We start from the raw sequence: 18,107 nt of genomic DNA on the forward strand, positions 1-18,107 counted from the left end.
ACATGCGACTCGTCATCGCCCTGGGCGGCAACGCCCTGCTTCGTCGTGGCGAAGCCATGACTGCACAAAACCAACGTGACAACGTGCGTATCGCCTGCCAGCAGATCGCCAAGGTGGCACCCGGCAACGAACTGGTGATCGCCCACGGCAACGGCCCGCAGGTCGGCCTGCTGGCCCTGCAGGGCAACGCTTACGATACTGCCAATCCCTACCCGCTGGACGTACTCGGCGCCGAAACCGAAGGCATGATCGGCTACATGATCGAACAGGAGCTGGGCAATCTGCTGCCGTTCGAGGTGCCATTCGCCACCATCCTCACCCAGGTGGAAGTGGACAGCGCCGACCCGGCCTTCAAGACACCCAGCAAGCCCATCGGCCCGGTCTATACGCAGCAAGACGCCGAACGCCTGGCCGCCGAGAAAGGCTGGAGCATCGCCCCGGATGGCGACAAGTTCCGCCGCGTGGTGGCCAGCCCGCGCCCGCAGCGCATCTTCGAGATCCGCCCGATCAAATGGCTGCTGGAAAAGGGCAGCGTGGTGATCTGCGCCGGTGGCGGCGGCATCCCGACGATGTATGACGGCAACCAGTTACGCGGCGTCGAGGCGGTGATCGACAAGGACTTGTGCTCGGCACTGCTGGCCGAACAACTGAATGCCGACTTGCTGGTGATCGCCACCGATGTCGACGCTGTCTACACGGACTGGGGCAAGCCGACGCAGAAATCCATCGCCGAAGCCCACCCCGATGCCATCGAAACGCTTGGTTTCGCCGCCGGCTCCATGGGGCCGAAGGTGCAAGCAGCCTGCGAGTTCGCCCGCAATACCGGCAGCACGGCCGTGATCGGTTCGCTGGAGAACATCGAAGCCATCGTCCAGGGCCACTCCGGTACACGCATCAGCCTGGACTGCGTTGGTATCACCTATCGTTGAGGGAGGCTCGGATCATGTTCACCCCCGGTCATCTGCATCACGACAACAACGACCGCCCCGAGCACGTGCGCGTGCTGCCGCCCTTCTCGGTGGACTTCTACTACGACGTGCGCCAGGATCCGGAGCAAGGGCCGATGCTGCACATGCGCCTGGTCGGCGAGGTCGACGGCAAGCATTTCGCGGAAGAGTTCGAACTGCATCGCGACGTTGCCTTCAACTTCGCCAGCGTGGCCACGCGCGTGGCCGCCCGTCATGGCCTGCATCCCAACGCCAGCCCGGTGATGCGCGGCCACGACGAGTACGACAAGGTCTTCGCCGATATCCGCGCCAAGCTGCATACCAAACCGGGCGATCCGGTCAATCTCGATCACGTGATCTGAGGTCTCGCCTCGCGTTCAGGCCTGCATCGTCCAGCCATGCACACCCATCGCTGCCTGGCGCCCGGCCTCCGAGCGGGTCGGGTGCGGGTGGCAGGTCAGCGCGATGTCCTCGGCCGAGGCGGAGAACTCCATGGCCACGCAATACTCGCCGATCAGCTCGCCCACGCTCGGGCCGATCATGTGCACGCCGAGAATCTGGTCGGTATTGGCATCGGCGAGGATCTTCACGAAGCCTTCGGTCTCGTGGTTGATCTTCGCCCGGCTGTTGGCCGTGAAAGGAAACTTGCCAACCTTGTAGGCGCGGCCTTCGGCCTTCAGCTCCTCTTCACCCTTGCCGACACTGGCTACCTCCGGGCGGGTGTAGATCACGCCTGGGATCACTCCGTAGTTGACCTCCGCCTTATGCCCGGCGATGCGTTCGATGCAGGCCACCGCCTCGTCTTCCGCCTTATGTGCGAGCATTGGCCCGGAGGTGACGTCGCCGATCACCCACACGCCGGGTACGCCGCTCTGGTGTTTTTCGTTGGCGAGCATGCCGCGCTTGTCGGGGTTCAGGCCGACAGTCTCCAACCCCAGTCCCTGGGTGTAGGGGCGCCGACCGATGGCCACCAGCACGTAGTCGGCTTCCTGGGTTTCACTCGCGCCGCCTGCGGCAGGCTCCAGAGTCAGAGCCACGCCGGACTTGCTCGTCTGTGCGCCCGTGACCTTGGTGCCCAGCTTGAAACTCATGCCCTGCTTGCCCAGGGTGCGTTGCAGGGTCTTGGCCGTTTCGCCATCAAGACCAGGGCAGATGCGGTCGAGGTATTCCACCACGGTGACCTGGCTGCCCAGCCGCCGCCATACCGAGCCCAGCTCCAGACCGATCACCCCGGCGCCAATCACCACCAGGTGCTTGGGCACCTCCGGCAGCGATAACGCGCCGGTGGAATCGAGAATGCGTTGGTTATCGATCTCCACACCCGGCAACGGTGTTGGCTCGGAACCCGTGGCGATGACGATGTTCTTCGTCTCCAGCAGGCGCTCGCTGCCCTCGTGCAGCTTGACCTGCACCCGGCCAGGGCCGTCGATGCGCGCCCAGCCCTTGATCCACTCCACCTTGTTCTTGCGAAACAGGAACTCCACGCCCTTGGTCAGCGCTTCGACGCTGTCGGCCTTCTGCTTCATCATCTGCGCCAGGTTGAGCGTCGGCGTGACCTCCACACCCAGCGCACTCAGGTCACCACCGGCTGCCGCCTCGTAGAGTTCGGAGGCATGCAGCAACGCCTTGGACGGCATGCAACCGACGTTCAGGCAGGTGCCGCCGAGGGTTTCGCGCCCTTCCACGCAGGCCACCTTCAAGCCCAGTTGGCCAGCCCGAATCGCAGCGTTATATCCGCCGGGGCCGGCGCCGATGATGACCACGTCATAGCTGCTCATTGCTTTGTCCTCGAATCAGGGAAGTTTGCCGACCACCGCAGCCGTAACGACCGGGCGGACACGCAGAAGGTGGAAGAACAGAAACGCCAGCACGGCGAACAGCGTGTTCAGGGCAACCATAGGCCAGGCCGAGCCATCCTGCAGAGCGCCGAGCAGCAACCCCGCCAGGGTGGCGCCGGCCATCTGCGAGAAGCCCATCAGCCCCGCCGCCAATCCGGCACGCTGCGGGTTGGGAATTACCGCGCCTGCCACGGCGGCGGGCAGCAACATGCCACCGCCCAGCGTTACCAACACTTGCGGCAGCGACAGCCTCAGCAGCGAAAGGCCGAACAGCAGGTAGACCGCTAGGGTCAGCAGCGACCCGAGCAGCACCAGCGCCACACCGATGCCGACTACCCGCAGCGGCCCCAGACGCTGCACATTGCGCAGGGTGAACAGCGCACCACCGAGCAGGCCGGAAACGATCAGGCCGAAGGTCAGCCCGTACTGCACCGCGCTCAGCCCCAGCAGACCGATGTACACCGACGACGAACCGGCTACCACGACAAACATCGCGCCGTAGGTACAGGCGATGGTCAGCGCCAACGCGCGACAGCTGGGCCAGACCTGCAGATAGTTGGCCAGCAGTCCCTTGAGCCGGCCCGCCTGTGGATCACGCTGCAGATGCGTCTCGCGGTAGCGGCCAAGCGCCGATAGCAGAGCCAGGCTACCGAGCAGCAGGGTCGCCAATAGCGGTGCGCGCCAGCCGCCGTATTGAGTGAGCAGGCCACCGACCACCGGCGACAACACGATGGCCGCGAACATGCCCAGCACCGTCAATGCCAGCGCCGGCCCCGTACGCTCCTGCCACACATCGCGGACGATAGCCCGCGCCAACACCAGCGCTGCACAGGCCCCCAGGCCCTGCAGCACACGCATACCGATCAGCATCTCGATATTGGGTGCCAGCAACATGCCCAGGGTCGCCAGCAGATAGAGGCTCAAGCCGACGAGCAATACCGGCCGCCGCCCCAGGCGATCCGACAGCGGCCCGAGCCACAACTGGCCAAGGCCAAAGGCGCCGACGAACAACGACAGCGCCAGCAGGCTGCTACCCGGCCGGGCATGCAGACCGCGCTCCAGCTCGCCCAGCGCAGGGATCAGCAACTGCGTGGAGGTTTCGCCCAGCGCAGTGAGCAGCATCAGGATGATCAACAGAACACGGGAAGGCTGCATGGCGGAACTCCGATCGACAGCGACTGGCAGCTATTTATATTTCGACCATAATATGAAAAATTGAATGTCGTCCATCATATTTACCTGGAGCCTTTATGACAGCCTTATCCCGAGATGCCCGCCTCGCCACCTGGATCGCCGAAGAACAGGCGGTGCGCAACCAGCTCGCCGCCCCCGGCACCCTCAGTCTGGCGGAAGTGGCCGCCATGCCGCCGATGGACTTCTTCGACGGTATCGGTCGCGGTGACCTACCCTCGCCGCCGATTAACGCCGTGCTCGACTTCACCCCGGTGCAGTGGGCCAGCGGCCTGTTCGTGTTCCAGGGCACGCCAGACCAGCGCCATTACAACCCGCTGGGCAGCGTCCACGGCGGCTATATCGCGACCCTGCTCGACTCCTGTATGGGCTGCGCCGTACACACTCAGCTCAAGCCAGGCCAGGGTTACACCACCGCCGACCTGCGGGTGAGCTACATCCGCGCGCTGCGCAGCGAGGCCGGCCCCGTACGCGCCGAGGGCCGCATCATTCACGTTGGTCGCTCCACCGCCCTGGCCGAGGGCCGCCTGTACGACGTCGACGAACGCCTCTACGCCGTCGCCTCCACCACCTGCCTGATTCTCGACATGAGCCACTGAAGGAGTTCGCCATGACCCTCGCCGTGATCGCCGGGTTCGCCCGCTCACCCTTCCACTTCGCCCGCAAGGGTGCCCTCATCGACCTGCGCCCGGACGACCTCGCCGCCCAGGTGCTACGTGGCCTGGTCGAGCGCCTCGGGCTCGACCCCGCACGACTCGAGGACGTGATCATGGGCTGCGCCTACCCCGAGGCCGAACAGGGCATGAACATCGCCCGCATCGCCAGCTTCCGCGCTGGCTTCCCGGAAACCCTCGGCGGCGCCACGCTGAACCGCTTCTGCGGCTCGTCGATGAGCGCCGTGCATTACGCCGTCGGGCAGATCGCCATCGGCGCCGGCGAAGCCTTTCTCTGCGCCGGGGTGGAATCGATGACCCGCGTGCCCATGGGAGGCTTCAACCTGTCGCCCAATCCGACCCTGCTGGCCGACTACCCCGAGGTGTACATGGCCATGGGGCATACCGCCGAAGAAGTCGCACGGCGCTACGCCATCAGCCGCACCGACCAGGAGGCCATGGCCGTCGAGTCCCACGCCAAGGCCGTACGTGCCCGCGAGTTGGGCATGTTCGCCGATGAGCTGCTGACCATCGACACACCACAGGGCCGCGTCGATGAAGACGGCTGCCTGCGGCCGGGCACCAACCTGGAGGCACTGGCGCAACTCAAACCGGCCTTCGGCGGCAGCGTCACCGCAGCCACCTCGTCGCCACTGACCGACGGCGCCGCCGCCGTGCTGGTGTGCAGCGAGGCCTTCGCCCGCGCGCATGGTCTGAGCATTCTCGCCCGCATCAAGGCGGTGGCCGTGGCCGGTTGCGCGCCGGAAATCATGGGCATGGGGCCGGTGGCAGCGACCCGTAAGCTGCTGCAACGCACTGGCCTGTCGATTAGTGACATTGACCTGGTGGAAATCAACGAAGCCTTTGCCAGCCAGTCGCTGGCCTGCGTGCAGGAGCTGGGCCTGGACATGGCCCGGGTCAACCTCGACGGCGGCGCCATGGCCCTTGGTCACCCCCTCGGCGCCACCGGCGCGCGCATCACCGGCAAGGCTGCCAGCCTGCTGCGCCGCAGCGGCGGGCGCTACGCCATCGCCACCCAATGCATCGCCGGTGGCCAGGGCGTGGCGACCCTGCTCGAAGCTGTCGACGCCTGAACCACTCCCCGGCTGCGCCACAAGCACGCCGGGGTGTAACATGACGAGCAACATTTCATAGACGGGGATCGCCATGCGCTATTCGGAAGACCACAAGGCCAAGACCCATCAACGCATCATCGAAGAAGCCGCACTGCGCTTTCGCCGCGATGGCGTGAGCGCCACCGGCCTGCAACCGCTGATGAAGGCTCTGGGCCTGACTCATGGCGGCTTCTATGCACACTTCAAGTCCAAGGACGATCTGGTGGAAACCGCGCTGCAGCATGCCGTGCAGCAGCTTGAGACGAGCACCGCGGTGATGAGCGAAGGCGACACGCCATTGCAGAATTTCATCAGGGGCTATCTGTCGACGCGGCACCGCGACAACCCCGGAGCCGGCTGTCCGCTACCGACCATCTCTGCCGAACTGGGCCAGCGCGGCCAGGCCAGTGCAAGCACCGATGCCCTGGTACGCAACCGTCTATCCATGATCGAGCAGAACCTGGCTGGCGAAGAGGCCGCCGACGAGAGCGTGCTACTGCTGTCGGCCATGGTCGGCGCGCTGCTGCTGTCACGCAGCGTTCAGGATCCGCAACTGGCCGATCGACTGCTCAAGACCACGCGCGCGCAACTACTGGCCAGAACCACCGGCGTCGATGCCTGAACGCCGGGTACCGCGCGGCACCCGGCACGGCCATCATTTGTAGCGAGCAGCCGCCTGGTTGTGCGACAGGTTCGGCCCCAGCACTGCGCGAGCAGCGACGAAGGCCTCCCAATCGGCGGCATCGGGCAGCGAGGGAATGGTCACCAACTCCTGTTGATCGAAACCCGCCAACGCGGCATCGACCAGCTCCTCAACCGCCATGATCATCGACGGCGGCAGCAACGAAGCATCGGTACCGCTGCGCTCGAAGATTTCGGTACGGGTAAGGCCCGGCAGTACAGCCTGCACCTGCACATTGGAGCTACGCAGCTCAGCCGCCAGGGTCTGGCTCAGGCTCAGCACATAAGCCTTGGTGGCGCTGTAGACGGCATTGAACATTTCCGGAGCCAGCGCCACTACAGAGCCAAGGTTGATGATGCCGCCACGCCCAACTGCAGAGAAATTGGCCGCAGCAGCAGCGGCCAGACGCGTCAGGGCAACCACATTGAGTTCGATCATCTGCTCGGCGTATTCCAGGTCAGCTTGCGCCAGGGTTCCGTTCATCGAAACCCCCGCGTTATTCACCAACAGGCCGATTGCCGCATCCTCACGTAGGCGTTGCTCCACCTTACGGACATCCGTCTTCTGCGTCAGATCGGCTGGCATCACCTCGACGGCAATGCCATAGGCACTGCGCAGACGCTCGGCCAGCACCTGCAGGCGCTGCGCGTCGCGGGCCACCAGCAGCAGGTCATGACCACGCCTGGCCAGACGGTCGGCATAGGTCGCGCCGATACCGGACGAAGCGCCGGTGATCAGGGCAGTGGGGCGGGCTTGAGTATTCATGGAGCTTCTCCTGGGGATGAAAGACGAGCGAGATCATTGCAGCAATAAAATTATAGTCATAATTTAATATTTATATGACACCCATAATTAAAACAATCAAGCCAATGCCCTGGGTCTGCGAGGCAGACACGCACCAAGTTATGGCCATTTTTGTCCTTTCGGTCAGAAAAGAGTGCACCGCGTGCGCTCTTCAAGCTCACGGAACGTCGTGCATCCGATTGATTTGCAACGGATAAGCACAATCACGAGAATTGGCGCCGTTTTTGCTCTAGCAGCACCAGCCTGACCAGGCGGACAGGTTCATAACCATAACGACACGACATCCATCAGGAGCTCCGATGAACCGCACACTCTCTTCCCTGATCCTCGCCGGCGGCCTGCTTGCGGGTGGCCAGGCCAGCGCCGACGATCTGCTGCAGTGGCAGAACAATAGCCTCACCTACCTGTACGGCCACGACTTCAAGATCGACCCGGAAATCCAGCAGACCATCACCTTCGAGCATGCCAGCGGCTGGAGCTTCGGTGATCTGTTCTTCTTCACCGATCTGATCAAGTACAACACCGACGCCAAGAATGGTAACGGCGACGGCCACAGCTACTACGGTGAATTCAGCCCACGCCTGTCGTTCGGCAAGATCAGTGGTCACGACCTGTCGTTCGGCCCGATCAAGGACGTGCTGCTGGCCTTCACCTATGAATTCGGCGAGAAGGACAATGAGTCCTACCTGATCGGCCCGGCAGTGGATCTGGACATCCCTGGCTTCGACTACTTCCAGCTCAATACCTACCTGCGCACCACCGACGGCAGCCGTCCGGGCGACAATGTCTGGCAGATCACCCCGGTGTGGGCCTACACCCTGCCAGTGGGCGATTCGGACATCCTCATCGACGGCTTCATGGACTGGGTCGTCGACAACGACGAGAACCGTCGTGGCGAGTACCACGCCAACCTGCACTTCAACCCGCAGATCAAGTACGACCTGGGCAAGGCGCTGAAATGGGGCGAGAAGCAGCTTTATGTCGGCATCGAGTACGACTACTGGAAGAACAAGTACGGCATCAAGGATGGTGGCGCCGTCAGCGAATTCGTCGGCCCGACCGACCAGAACACCGCCAGCCTGCTGGTCAAAGTGCACTTCTGATCCCCCGCCGCGCCGGCTCTCGTCCGGCGCACGCCTGGCCAAGGTCGCAGACACTTGCGACCTTCCGCCAATGCCGCCCCCCCTTCGAACATGCTTAGCTGTCTCGCATCCCAGACCTGCGCCAAAGGATGGACGATGCCACCGCGTACCCTGCTGCTCACCGCGCTCGCCATGCTGGCGTTCGCCGGCAACTCCCTGCTCTGTCGCCTGGCACTGCGGGAAACCGAGATCGACGCCGCCAGCTTCACCGCCCTGCGCCTGGCCTCGGGCGCATTGATGCTGGCCGTGCTGCTACGCCTGCGCAGCGGCTCGCGCCCCATGGCCGGCAGTTGGCCGGGAGCCCTTGCCCTGTTCACCTACGCGGCCGCCTTCTCCTTCGCCTATCTGCATCTGGATACCGGCGTCGGCGCCCTGCTGCTGTTCGGCGCAGTACAACTGAGCATGCTGCTGTGGGGCCTCTGGCGCGGCGAACGCCTGCCGGCTCTGGCCACGCTCGGCACGCTGCTGGCGGGTGGCGGCCTGCTGTTTCTCCTGTTACCCGGGGCCAGTGCGCCGCCCCTTTTGGCAGCGCTGTTGATGCTGTTGGCCGGTTCGGCTTGGGGTGCCTATTCACTGCTCGGCCGTGGTCAGGGCGATCCACTCGCGGTGACCGCCGGCAACTTTCTGCGCGCCACTGCGCTCGGCCTACTGCTCGCCGTGCCGTTGTTCGCCCAGTTGCAATGGGATGCTGCGGGCCTGTTCTATGCCGTGCTGTCAGGCGCGCTGACTTCCGGGATCGGCTACGCCATCTGGTACAGCGCCTTGCCAGGGTTGCGCGCCAGCCAGGCGGCCACGGTGCAGCTCAGCGTGCCCATTCTCGCGGCGCTGGCTGGCAGCCTGGTGCTGGGCGAGGCACTCAGCTTGCGCCTGATGCTCAGCGCGGTTGCGGTATTGGGCGGCATCGCCCTGGTGCTGGGCAGTCGTCAGTCCCAGCAGAAGAAGTGAGCAAAAGGCTGATCGAGGTGGTCTTCTATGCTGAATCCATCACTGACGGATGACTACCGTGCCTCGTTTGTTGCACCTTGCCCTGACAACGCTGCTGGCCTTTGCCATGACCGGCTGCGCCAGCCTGCTCGACCAGGATCCCCTGCGCGTCGATCTTGCCGGACTGGAACCCCTGCCCGGCCAGGAACTGGAAATGCGCTTCGCGGTGAAACTGCGGGTACAAAACCCCAATGACCACGCCGTCGACTTCGACGGCGTAGCTCTGGATCTCGATATCAACGGCCAGCCGCTGGCCAGCGGCGTCAGCGATCAGCGTGGCAGCGTCCCGCGTTTCGGCGAGACGCTGGTCACGGTGCCGCTGAGCATTTCGGCGTTCTCTGCCGTTCGCCAGGCCTGGGGAGCGGCCAATTACCAACCGGGCCAGGGCCTGCCCTACAGGCTGACGGGCAAGCTGGCGGGAGGCCTGTTCGGCACGCACCGCTTCAACGACAGCGGCACCCTGACCTGGCCGGAACCGGTCAACCCTTACTGAGCGGCCTCAGGCCGCGCAGGCCGGTTGCTTGCCACGCTGCACCATCTGACGCCGGCAGGCCTCGCCGAAGGCCTGGAAGATCTTCACCGAGTCTGGGTTGCTGGCCGCGCGCCATTCCGGGTGCCACTGCACGGCGAACAGGAACGGAGACAGTCGCGGCGCATGAATCGCCTCGATCAGCCCGTCCTCGGCAGTGGCCAGCACTTCGAGGCCCTTGCCCAAGGTGCGGATGGCCTGGCCATGCAGCGAATTGACGCGAATTTCCGGCGCCCCCATCAGTTCGGCGAACCAGCTGCCCGGAACCGGACGTACCGCGTGGCTCGGCGCGTACTGCACCTCGACCGGGTCGTCGGGGTTCTCGCGGTGATCGTTGAAACCGGGCTCGGCATAGACCTTCTGATAGATATCGCCGCCCAGTGCCACGTTGATTTCCTGCATGCCACGGCAGATGGCGAAGATCGGCAGGCCACGGGCGATAGCCGCCTTGATCAGCGGTAGGTCGAACAGGTCGCGGTCACGATCCTGGGTCTTGTCGGGGGTGAGGTTCTCCTGGCCATAGAGGCTCGGGTCGATATTGCTGCCGGCACCGGTCAGATAGATGCCGTCGGCCATATCCAGATACTGTTCGAGATCATCGGTACCACAGCAGGTGGGCACCAGCACCGGCACACAGCCGGAGAATTCGACCAGCGGGTTAATGTATTTGTGAGTCATGACCTGATAGTCGTGGCCCTTGCGCTCTTGAGCGCCCATGGACATCAACACGACGGGTTTGCGCGGGGTACTGCTCTTGTTGTTGGACATACGTCACCTTGGGACAGGCCGGGCCTGTCGTTGCTGTACAGGCGGGGCAAAAGCCCGTTGCCTGGTTGGCTAACTCCGCACGCAACCGAGCGTCCTGCACGCTGGCCACCTTCCGACGGCGACATGACCCAGGCCTTTTCACTCCATGAAAAGGGTTGCCCAGTGTGGCAACCGGCACCCGAACCAGTAGCGGAATCTGCAGCCAGTGTGCCTCAGCCGTAAAATATGTCAAACATTTAGCATCTATAGCTGCCGCACCAGATAACGGACGAATAACCTCACAGAAAGCTATATCTGCACTTCCAGGCCTCAAAGGCCTGGCAGGCATGCTTGAGAAGTCCAATATTTTTGACACTTGAATTCGGAGTGCCTGATGACAGAGCGGACAGGACAGAGCAAGACCCCATATACTATGCGGTTTCTACCAGCCACCGAGGACACCCCTTGAGCACCTTGCCGCCCTGCCCCAAATGCAATTCCGAATACACCTACGAAGACGGCGAGCAACTGGTCTGCCCAGAATGCGCCCACGAGTGGAAAGCCGGCGAAGCCAGCGCCAATGATGATGACGCACGCGTGATCAAGGACTCGGTGGGCAACCTGCTGCAGGACGGCGATACCATCACCGTGATCAAGGATCTCAAGGTCAAGGGCTCGTCGCTGGTGGTCAAGGTCGGCACCAAGGTGAAGAACATCCGCCTGGTCGACGGCGATCACGACATCGATTGCAAGATCGACGGCATCGGCGCCATGAAGCTCAAGTCCGAGTTCGTCCGCAAGGTCTGACCCCATCCAAGCGCCGCGCTCGCGGCGCTTCGACTTCCCGCCTGCCCGGCACCACTCGGTGCTAGCCTCAAAGGCAGGACAGTCCCAGGAAACGCCCCCATGCGCCATCTGCTCCCCCTTCTGCTGGTTCTACTAAGCCCTGCACTGCATGCGCAGACTTGGCGCGTGGTGGGTGACGAACAATTCGCGCCCTACAGCTTCGTCACCGATGAAAACGAGACGCCTCAGGGTCTGGACGTGGAACTGGTCGATGCCGTCCTGCGGCAGACCGGGGTGGCCTACGACATTCGTCTGTATCCCTGGGAGCGGGTCAAACGCATGCTAGACCGTGGCGAGGTACGCATGGCCTTCCAGTTCGCCGGGACGCCACAACGCCAGGCGCAGTACGAGCTGGTCGGGCCGTTGCGCACCGGCACCACGGTATTCATGACGACCACCAAGACCGCCATCGCCGATTGGCAAACGCTTGAGGATCTGAGCCCCTACGTGATCGGCCAGGTGCGCGGCTACGCCTATCAGGAAGATTTCGATCAGGCCGACCTGGCCCGGGACATCTCGGCGCAGAACCCGCGCCAACTGGTGTCGATGCTGCTGGCCGGACGCATCGACATCATCGTCGGTGACCGTGCGCAACTGCTGTATTTCGTCCGTGAGCAACGCGCGCAGGATCGTGTGCGCATTCTGCCCAGGCCGCTGGCACAGATGCCCCGCTTCGTCGCGTTCACCAAGGGCGATATCGAGCACGCCCGGCAGTTTTCCGAGGCGCTGGTGAAACTACGGGGAGACGGCACGCTACAGCGAATCGAGCAGCGCTGGGCGCAGTGAAGACTATTGCACCGGCAGGAAGTTGAGCAGGAACAGGCTCTGCGCATAGTTGGCCCCCATGCGCCGGTAGCGCTCCTCCAGCACATGGGTGAGGAGATCGAGCCGTGCCACCATCTTGCCGAACTCCACCGCATAACTGAGGTTGCTGCCCACGTCAGACACCTCGTTGGACAACAACAGGGGCTGACCACTGGCGTCACGCCGCTGCCCCAGCATCCACGCAGCCTTTTCCAGATTGCGCGCGGCGTTGTAGATGAACTGCGCGTTGAAGCTGTCGGTCAGGTAGAACTCGGTGCGTCCGCCATGCGCGGTGACCAGCATGCTGCCGATGGCGTAGGTGAAAGCGGCGACCCGGTCACCGCGAAACGCCGGGCTCAGGGCGTAATCCAGCGCCGCCACGTCACGCCGACCACCCAGGGTCGGCCAGTCCTCGTTGTGTTCAATGGCGTACTGGATCTTGCGCTCCATACTGACGCTGTCCGGCATGGCGTTCTTGCGCCATTCGCGAGGGTTGCGCTGGTAGAGCTTGTGCATCAGGCGATAGAGGCTGTTGAGGTTGTTGCGCATGGCCAGCGTCGCCATGCGGTCGACGTCGGTTTGCAGCAACTCAGCGGGTTTGACCGGGTTGCGTGTGTTGATGATCGAGTCGTTATCCAGGCGCCCGCTGCAGCCGGCAAGCAGCGACAGCAGCCCCAGCACCGGCAGCAGCCGCTGCCAGCGTGCGGATAGGGGTGTCCGATTTCGTTCTGAACGCATCGCGCCAATCCCTGCAGCTTCGATCCCGCCAGCAGGCGGCACCGTTCAGATACCCAGTAAAGCGCAAAATTCCCTTGCCTGAGCGATGAGGCACACATGCGCCGACCGCAGATATTTACGCAAGACTTACACTGGCCTGGGTAACGAAGCTGAATGAAGGCTGTCTGATCCATCAGGCGGAGACCTTCCGCTTTCACAGGAGATACCCAACATGCACTCGCGCATCCCTCTCATCACTGGCCTGGTGCTCAGCCTGGCGCTGGCCGGCCAGAGCACTGCCCAGGCGTCCGGTCGCAGCGATGCCGCCATCGCTGGTGTGGTGGCAGGTGCGGTCATCGGCGGCGTGATTGCTTCCAGTCGCCCCGCCCCGGTCTATCAGCCGGCGCCACCGCCGCCAGCTGTGGTGTACTACCCGCAGCAACCGGTCTACTACTCCCCACCACCGGTGTACTACGCGCCGCCGCCTCCGCCACCACCGGCTTACTATTACCCGGCACCGACGGTGGTGGTCGCCCCCGGCTATCGGCCCTATCCACCGCCCCGCTATCACCACGGTGGCTGGCGTCATGACGGCCGCTGGTAAGCCTTGAAAACAAAAGCCCGCATCCGAAGATGCGGGCTTTTGTTCATGAGCGACGCCGAATCGCGACCTTACACTGCGACGGGCGCGCGCTCGCAGAGGGTGTTCAGGGCTGCCGCCCATTGCGGGTGGTCGTTCAGGCAAGGCACCAGTTGCAGGCTCTCGCCCCCGGCCTCGACGAACTGCTCGCGGCCACGGTCGCCGATTTCCTCCAGCGTCTCGATGCAGTCGGCGACGAACGCCGGGCACATCACCAGCAGCTTCTTCACCCCCTGCGCAGCCAGCTCGTCCAGACGATTCTCGGTGTAGGGCTCGATCCACTTGTCACGCCCCAGGCGCGACTGGAAGCTCACCGACCACTGCCCGGCCTGCAGGCCCATGCGCTCGGCGAACAGCTCGGCGCTGCGCAGGCACTGGGCCCGATAACACTTGGCCAACACCTCTGGCGACGCCGTGCGGCAGCAGTCCGGCCCCTTCAGGCAGTGGCCGGTGGCGTCAAGCTTGCGCAAGTGGCGCTCCGGCAGGCCATGGAAACTCAGCAGCAGGTGATCGAAACCCTGCTCCAGATACGGCTTGGCGCTGGCCACCAGAGCATCGAGGTATTCGGGTTGTTCGAAGAACGGCGGCAGGATGGAGAAGCGCATGTCGAGCCCATGCTCGCGCACCACCCGCTTGGCCTCTTCGATCACCGTGGTGGTGGTGCTGTCGGCGAATTGCGGGTAGAGCGGCGCCAGGGTGACCTCGCGGATGCCCTGCCCGGCCATGCGCAGCAGGGTCGATTCGATGGACGGCTGCCCATAACGCATGGCCAGCTCGACCGGGCCACGCGTCCAGTGCGCCTTCATCGCCTCCTGCAGGCGGCGGCTGAGCACGATCAAGGGCGAGCCGTCCTCCCACCAGATCGACGCGTAGGCATGCGCCGAAGCCGCCGGACGCTTGATCAGAATCAGCGAGACCAGCAGGCGGCGTAGCGGCCAGGGCAGATCCACCACATACGGATCCATCAGAAACTGGTTGAGGTAACGCCGTACATCGGCCACCTCGGTGGACGCCGGGGAGCCCAGGTTAACCAGCAGCAGTGCGTGATCGGTCATGCGAAGTCCTAGTCGGTAACGTCAGTGGCCGAGCAGATCTGCCAGCGCCACATCCAGATGGGTAAAACGGAAATTGAAGCCGGCATCGAGCAAACGACTCGGCAAGGCGCGCTGCCCGCCCAGCAGCAGCTCGGCCATTTCGCCCAGGGCCGCGCGCAGTACGAACGCAGGCGCCGGCAGGATGGTCGGGCGGCTCAGGGCCTGGCCGAGCGCGCGGGTAAATTCGGCATTGCGCACCGGTAGCGGCGCACAGGCATTATAAGGACCGCGCGCGTCGTCATGCTGCAAGAGAAAATCGATCAGCTCGATTTGATCGGCGATATGGATCCAGGGCATCCACTGCTGCCCATTGCCCAGACGCCCGCCCAGCCCCAGGCGAAAAGGCGTGCGCAAGCGACCAAGCAGGCCACCCTCTGCGGCCAGCACCAGACCGGTACGCAGCAGCACCACGCGAATGCCGAGTGCTTCGGCGCGCTGCGCCGTTTCCTCCCAGGCTGCGCAGAGCTGTGCAGCGAAGTCATTGCCCAGCGGCTGCATGTCTTCGCGCAGCTCACGGTCAGCGCCATCGCCATACCAACCGACAGCCGAACCGGACAGCAGCACCGACGGGCGTTGCTCGCGTTGCGCCAGCCAGTTCAGCAACTGCTCGGTCAGCCCGACACGGCTGGCCCACAGCAGTGCCTTGCGCTTGTCACTCCAGGGGCGGTCGGCAATCGGCGCACCGGCAAGGTTGATCACCGCGTCCACGACTTCGCCGTCGAGCTCTTCCAACTGCGCAATGCCGCGTACCTGCGCACCACAAAGCGACGGCACCTTGGCCGGCTGACGACTCCAGACCGTCAGGCGATGGCCCTTGTCGATCCAGTTGGCGCACAGGGCGCGGCCAATCAGCCCGGTACCGCCGGTCAACAGGATATGCATGGCATCTTCCTCGCATGGCATTGGGTCAGTGCGCCACCACAGTCTGGTCGATCGGTGCGACAAGTGTCTTTATTCATTGCCGGGTTTGTCCTAAACCTTAAGCAGGAGCGCTCGAAGGCAATACTGTACATCAAAACATTCTTGTATAGCTTTTGTCTAAAACGTAGCCTGTATAGCATTCAGCGCTGACGAGGTAACCATGAACGCATCCATTGCCATCATCGGCACCGGCCTGGCCGGGTTGTCTGCCGCCCAGACACTCACCGCTGCGGGTCACGACGTCCAGCTGTTCGACAAGAGCCGTGGCAGCGGTGGACGCATGGCCAGCAAGCGCAGCGACGCCGGCAGCCTCGATCTGGGCGCACAGTATTTCACCGCGCGTGATCGCCGCTTCGTCGAGGTCGTACAGCAGTGGCAGGCACGCGGCTGGGTCGAGGAATGGACGCCCAGCCTCTACAACAGCCAGGCCGGCCAGCTCAGCCCGTCACCGGACGAACAGGTGCGCTGGGTCGGCACCCCCCGCATGAGCGCGATCACCCGCGCCTTGCTCGGCGCGCTGCCGGTGCACTTCTCCTGCCGTATCACCGAAGTCTTTCGCGGCGACCAGTACTGGACGCTGCTCGACGCCGATGGCGAGAGCCATGGCCCCTTCAGCCACGTACTGGTGGCCACACCCGCGCCACAGGCCAGCGCCTTGTTGGCCGCTGCACCGAAGCTGGCGGGTGCGGCGGCCAGCGTGGCGATGGAGCCGACCTGGGCAGTCGCCCTGGCCTTCGACACGCCACTCGACACCCGCGTCGAAGGTTGCTTCGTGCAGGACAGCGCCCTCGACTGGCTGGCACGCAATCGCAGCAAGCCAGGCCGTGATCGCCAGCTCGACACCTGGGTGCTGCATGCCACCAGCGCCTGGAGCCGCCAGCATCTCGATCTGCCCAAGGAAGCCGTGATCGAGCAACTGCACGGCGCCTTTGCCGAAATGATCGGCTGCGCCGTACCGCCCCCCAGCCTCACGCTGGCTCACCGCTGGCTCTATGCCCGCCCGGCCCAGGCGCACCAGTGGGGCGCCCTGGCCGATGCCGACCTGGGCCTTTATGCCTGCGGCGACTGGTGCCTATCCGGGCGTGTCGAAGGCGCCTGGCTCAGCGGCCAGGATGCCGCCCGCCGCCTGCTCGAACACCTGGCATGAACACTCACTCCAGGCGCCGCCTGAACCCCCGCAAGTTGCTGCTCTCGAAGTGGACGGCCAGCCGTCCACAGAATCGCGAGCGGCACTTTCTGGTCACCGAACTGCTGCGCGATGAACAGGAACAGATCATCGGCGTCGAGTTGCAGGCCGTGCTGACCGGGCGCAGCGAGCACATCGACTGGCATCAGTTGCTGGACACGGAGCGCTGGCAGCAAGGCTGGCGCTGATCGGCCTTTACACAAAGCAATACAAAAGCTGTACAAGAATCTTGTATGCGTACAACTTCACGCCTATGATTGCCTCATAATTGTACAAGTCCTTTACAAGGTACAAGTTCAGAGGGGATCAGCGATGCAAGCGATCAAACCCAGCCTGGGTATCAGCGCCTGCCTCATGGGCGACGAGGTCCGCTACAACGGTGGGCATAAGTTGTCGCAGCTCTGCAGCCGCGAACTGACCCAGCATTTCGACTTCATCAAGGTCTGTCCTGAAGTCGGCATCGGCATGTCCACCCCGCGCGAGCCTATACGCCTGGTGGGCGATCCGCAGATGCCGCGCGCGGTGGGCACGGTGGATCGCTCGCGCGATGTCACCGACGCCCTGGCCAGCTACGGCGAGCGCATCGCGGGCGAACTGCAAGGGATCAGCGGCTACATCTTCATGCAGCAGTCGCCCTCCTGCGGCCTGTTTCGCGTCAAGGTCTACCAGGACGGCGGCCGCCCCAGCGAGCCGGGCCGCGGCATCTTCGCCGCACACTTCTGCGCACGCCATCCGGATCTGCCAGTGGAGGAAGCCGGCCGCCTGATGGATCCGGTGCTGCGCGAAAACTTCATCACCCGCGTCTACGCCTATGCCGAATGGCAGCGGCTGCTCGCCGAGGGCCTGACCCGCCGTTCGCTGATCGCCTTCCACTCGCGCTACAAGTACCTGCTGATGGCCACCGACCCGGCGCGCTACAAGTCCCTCGGCCGCCTGCTCGGCGATCTTGCCCAGCATGATCTGGCCAGCCTGGCGCCGCGCTATTTCAGCCAGCTGATGACCGCCCTGCGCAAGTGCGCCACGCGCGGCACCCACAGCAACGTCCTGCAGCACCTGAGCGGCTACCTCAAACGTGCCCTCAGCCCCGATGAAAAACAGGAAATGCAGCAACTGATCGGCCAGTACCGCGATGGCGTCGTACCGCTCGTCGTGCCGCTGACCCTGCTCAAGCATCATTTCCGCCGCCACCCGGATCGCTACATCGCCGACCAGGCGTATCTGCAGCCGCATCCGGAACCGCTCAGCCTGCGCAATGCGCTGTGATCCC

Annotated in this window: 21 protein-coding genes; 14 read left to right on the forward strand and 7 right to left on the reverse strand. The window is 64.0% G+C overall.

Translation table 11 applies throughout. The features are described from left to right. Positions 1 to 2: 2 nt before the first annotated feature. Complete coding sequence (gene arcC, locus VC352_RS17795) at positions 3 to 929, forward strand: carbamate kinase (protein WP_322980860.1); 927 nt, start codon at positions 3 to 5, stop codon at positions 927 to 929. 14 nt (positions 930 to 943) lie between these two features. Continuing rightward, positions 944 to 1,309: a DUF5064 family protein gene (locus VC352_RS17800; RefSeq protein ID WP_322980861.1), complete on the forward strand. Its 366-nt coding sequence runs from the start codon at positions 944 to 946 to the stop codon at positions 1,307 to 1,309. 15 nt (positions 1,310 to 1,324) lie between these two features. Here VC352_RS17800 and lpdA read toward each other — a convergent pair whose 3' ends face one another. Together lpdA and VC352_RS17810 are read right to left on the reverse strand one after the other, a co-directional pair. After that, positions 1,325 to 2,725: a dihydrolipoyl dehydrogenase gene (gene lpdA, locus VC352_RS17805; protein ID WP_322980862.1), complete on the reverse strand. Its 1,401-nt coding sequence runs from the start codon at positions 2,723 to 2,725 to the stop codon at positions 1,325 to 1,327. Between the two features lie 15 nt (positions 2,726 to 2,740). Beyond that, positions 2,741 to 3,940, reverse strand: a complete 1,200-nt coding sequence (locus VC352_RS17810) for an MFS transporter (protein WP_322980863.1) — start codon at positions 3,938 to 3,940, stop codon at positions 2,741 to 2,743. A 95-nt stretch (positions 3,941 to 4,035) separates the two neighbouring features. On the opposite strand from VC352_RS17810, the gene VC352_RS17815 reads away from it, so the two are divergent. From VC352_RS17815 to VC352_RS17825, 3 genes are all read left to right on the forward strand, one after another. Then, a complete protein-coding gene (locus VC352_RS17815) occupies positions 4,036 to 4,575 on the forward strand; it encodes a PaaI family thioesterase (protein WP_322980864.1) in 540 nt (179 codons plus the stop codon). An 11-nt stretch (positions 4,576 to 4,586) separates the two neighbouring features. Continuing rightward, complete coding sequence (locus VC352_RS17820) at positions 4,587 to 5,723, forward strand: thiolase family protein (protein WP_322980865.1); 1,137 nt, start codon at positions 4,587 to 4,589, stop codon at positions 5,721 to 5,723. Positions 5,724 to 5,796: 73 nt separating this feature from the next. Next, positions 5,797 to 6,366, forward strand: coding sequence for a TetR/AcrR family transcriptional regulator (locus VC352_RS17825; protein WP_322980866.1), 570 nt, complete (start codon positions 5,797 to 5,799; stop codon positions 6,364 to 6,366). 33 nt (positions 6,367 to 6,399) lie between these two features. Here the strand turns inward: VC352_RS17825 and VC352_RS17830 are convergent, their stop codons facing one another. Then, the gene (locus VC352_RS17830; protein ID WP_322980867.1) at positions 6,400 to 7,191 is read right to left on the reverse strand and encodes an SDR family oxidoreductase; all 792 of its coding nucleotides are present in this window, start codon (positions 7,189 to 7,191) and stop codon (positions 6,400 to 6,402) included. A 338-nt stretch (positions 7,192 to 7,529) separates the two neighbouring features. Here VC352_RS17830 and VC352_RS17835 point away from each other — a divergent pair, with 338 nt between their 5' ends. From VC352_RS17835 to VC352_RS17845, 3 genes are all read left to right on the forward strand, one after another. Further along, the gene (locus tag VC352_RS17835; RefSeq protein ID WP_322980868.1) at positions 7,530 to 8,333 is read left to right on the forward strand and encodes an outer membrane protein OmpK; all 804 of its coding nucleotides are present in this window, start codon (positions 7,530 to 7,532) and stop codon (positions 8,331 to 8,333) included. 135 nt (positions 8,334 to 8,468) lie between these two features. Then, entirely contained in the window at positions 8,469 to 9,317 is an 849-nt protein-coding gene (locus VC352_RS17840; RefSeq protein WP_322980869.1) for a DMT family transporter, read from the forward strand. A gap of 106 nt (positions 9,318 to 9,423) precedes the next feature. Continuing rightward, positions 9,424 to 9,849, forward strand: coding sequence for an LEA type 2 family protein (locus tag VC352_RS17845; RefSeq protein ID WP_416340206.1), 426 nt, complete (start codon positions 9,424 to 9,426; stop codon positions 9,847 to 9,849). Positions 9,850 to 9,855: 6 nt separating this feature from the next. Here the strand turns inward: VC352_RS17845 and VC352_RS17850 are convergent, their stop codons facing one another. After that, on the reverse strand, positions 9,856 to 10,653 hold the full coding sequence (locus tag VC352_RS17850) for a gamma-glutamyl-gamma-aminobutyrate hydrolase family protein (protein WP_322980871.1): 798 nt from the start codon (positions 10,651 to 10,653) through the stop codon (positions 9,856 to 9,858). Between the two features lie 444 nt (positions 10,654 to 11,097). Here VC352_RS17850 and VC352_RS17855 point away from each other — a divergent pair, with 444 nt between their 5' ends. Further along, positions 11,098 to 11,439: a zinc ribbon domain-containing protein YjdM gene (locus VC352_RS17855; RefSeq protein ID WP_322980872.1), complete on the forward strand. Its 342-nt coding sequence runs from the start codon at positions 11,098 to 11,100 to the stop codon at positions 11,437 to 11,439. A gap of 99 nt (positions 11,440 to 11,538) precedes the next feature. Continuing rightward, positions 11,539 to 12,264, forward strand: a complete 726-nt coding sequence (locus VC352_RS17860; protein WP_322980873.1) for a substrate-binding periplasmic protein — start codon at positions 11,539 to 11,541, stop codon at positions 12,262 to 12,264. Between the two features lie 3 nt (positions 12,265 to 12,267). Here VC352_RS17860 and VC352_RS17865 read toward each other — a convergent pair whose 3' ends face one another. Next, a complete protein-coding gene (locus VC352_RS17865) occupies positions 12,268 to 13,020 on the reverse strand; it encodes a hypothetical protein (protein ID WP_322980874.1) in 753 nt (250 codons plus the stop codon). Positions 13,021 to 13,231: 211 nt separating this feature from the next. Here VC352_RS17865 and VC352_RS17870 point away from each other — a divergent pair, with 211 nt between their 5' ends. Beyond that, positions 13,232 to 13,603, forward strand: a complete 372-nt coding sequence (locus VC352_RS17870; RefSeq protein ID WP_322980875.1) for a hypothetical protein — start codon at positions 13,232 to 13,234, stop codon at positions 13,601 to 13,603. Positions 13,604 to 13,671: 68 nt separating this feature from the next. Here the strand turns inward: VC352_RS17870 and VC352_RS17875 are convergent, their stop codons facing one another. Then, positions 13,672 to 14,694, reverse strand: coding sequence for a ferrochelatase (locus VC352_RS17875; RefSeq protein ID WP_322980876.1), 1,023 nt, complete (start codon positions 14,692 to 14,694; stop codon positions 13,672 to 13,674). A gap of 21 nt (positions 14,695 to 14,715) precedes the next feature. Beyond that, a complete protein-coding gene (locus VC352_RS17880; RefSeq protein ID WP_322980877.1) occupies positions 14,716 to 15,615 on the reverse strand; it encodes a TIGR01777 family oxidoreductase in 900 nt (299 codons plus the stop codon). A 199-nt stretch (positions 15,616 to 15,814) separates the two neighbouring features. Here VC352_RS17880 and VC352_RS17885 point away from each other — a divergent pair, with 199 nt between their 5' ends. From VC352_RS17885 to VC352_RS17895, 3 genes are all read left to right on the forward strand, one after another. Next, positions 15,815 to 16,801, forward strand: coding sequence for an NAD(P)/FAD-dependent oxidoreductase (locus VC352_RS17885; RefSeq protein WP_322980878.1), 987 nt, complete (start codon positions 15,815 to 15,817; stop codon positions 16,799 to 16,801). Continuing rightward, positions 16,798 to 17,028, forward strand: a complete 231-nt coding sequence (locus tag VC352_RS17890; protein WP_322980879.1) for a TIGR02450 family Trp-rich protein — start codon at positions 16,798 to 16,800, stop codon at positions 17,026 to 17,028. The genes VC352_RS17885 and VC352_RS17890 overlap by 4 nt, the downstream gene beginning before the upstream one ends. Positions 17,029 to 17,152: 124 nt before the next feature. Continuing rightward, the gene (locus VC352_RS17895) at positions 17,153 to 18,103 is read left to right on the forward strand and encodes a DUF523 and DUF1722 domain-containing protein (RefSeq protein ID WP_322980880.1); all 951 of its coding nucleotides are present in this window, start codon (positions 17,153 to 17,155) and stop codon (positions 18,101 to 18,103) included. Positions 18,104 to 18,107 lie beyond the last annotated feature (4 nt).

This window comes from Pseudomonas sp. C11 (assembly GCF_034683865.1).
Taxonomy (GTDB): Bacteria; Pseudomonadota; Gammaproteobacteria; order Pseudomonadales; family Pseudomonadaceae; genus Aquipseudomonas.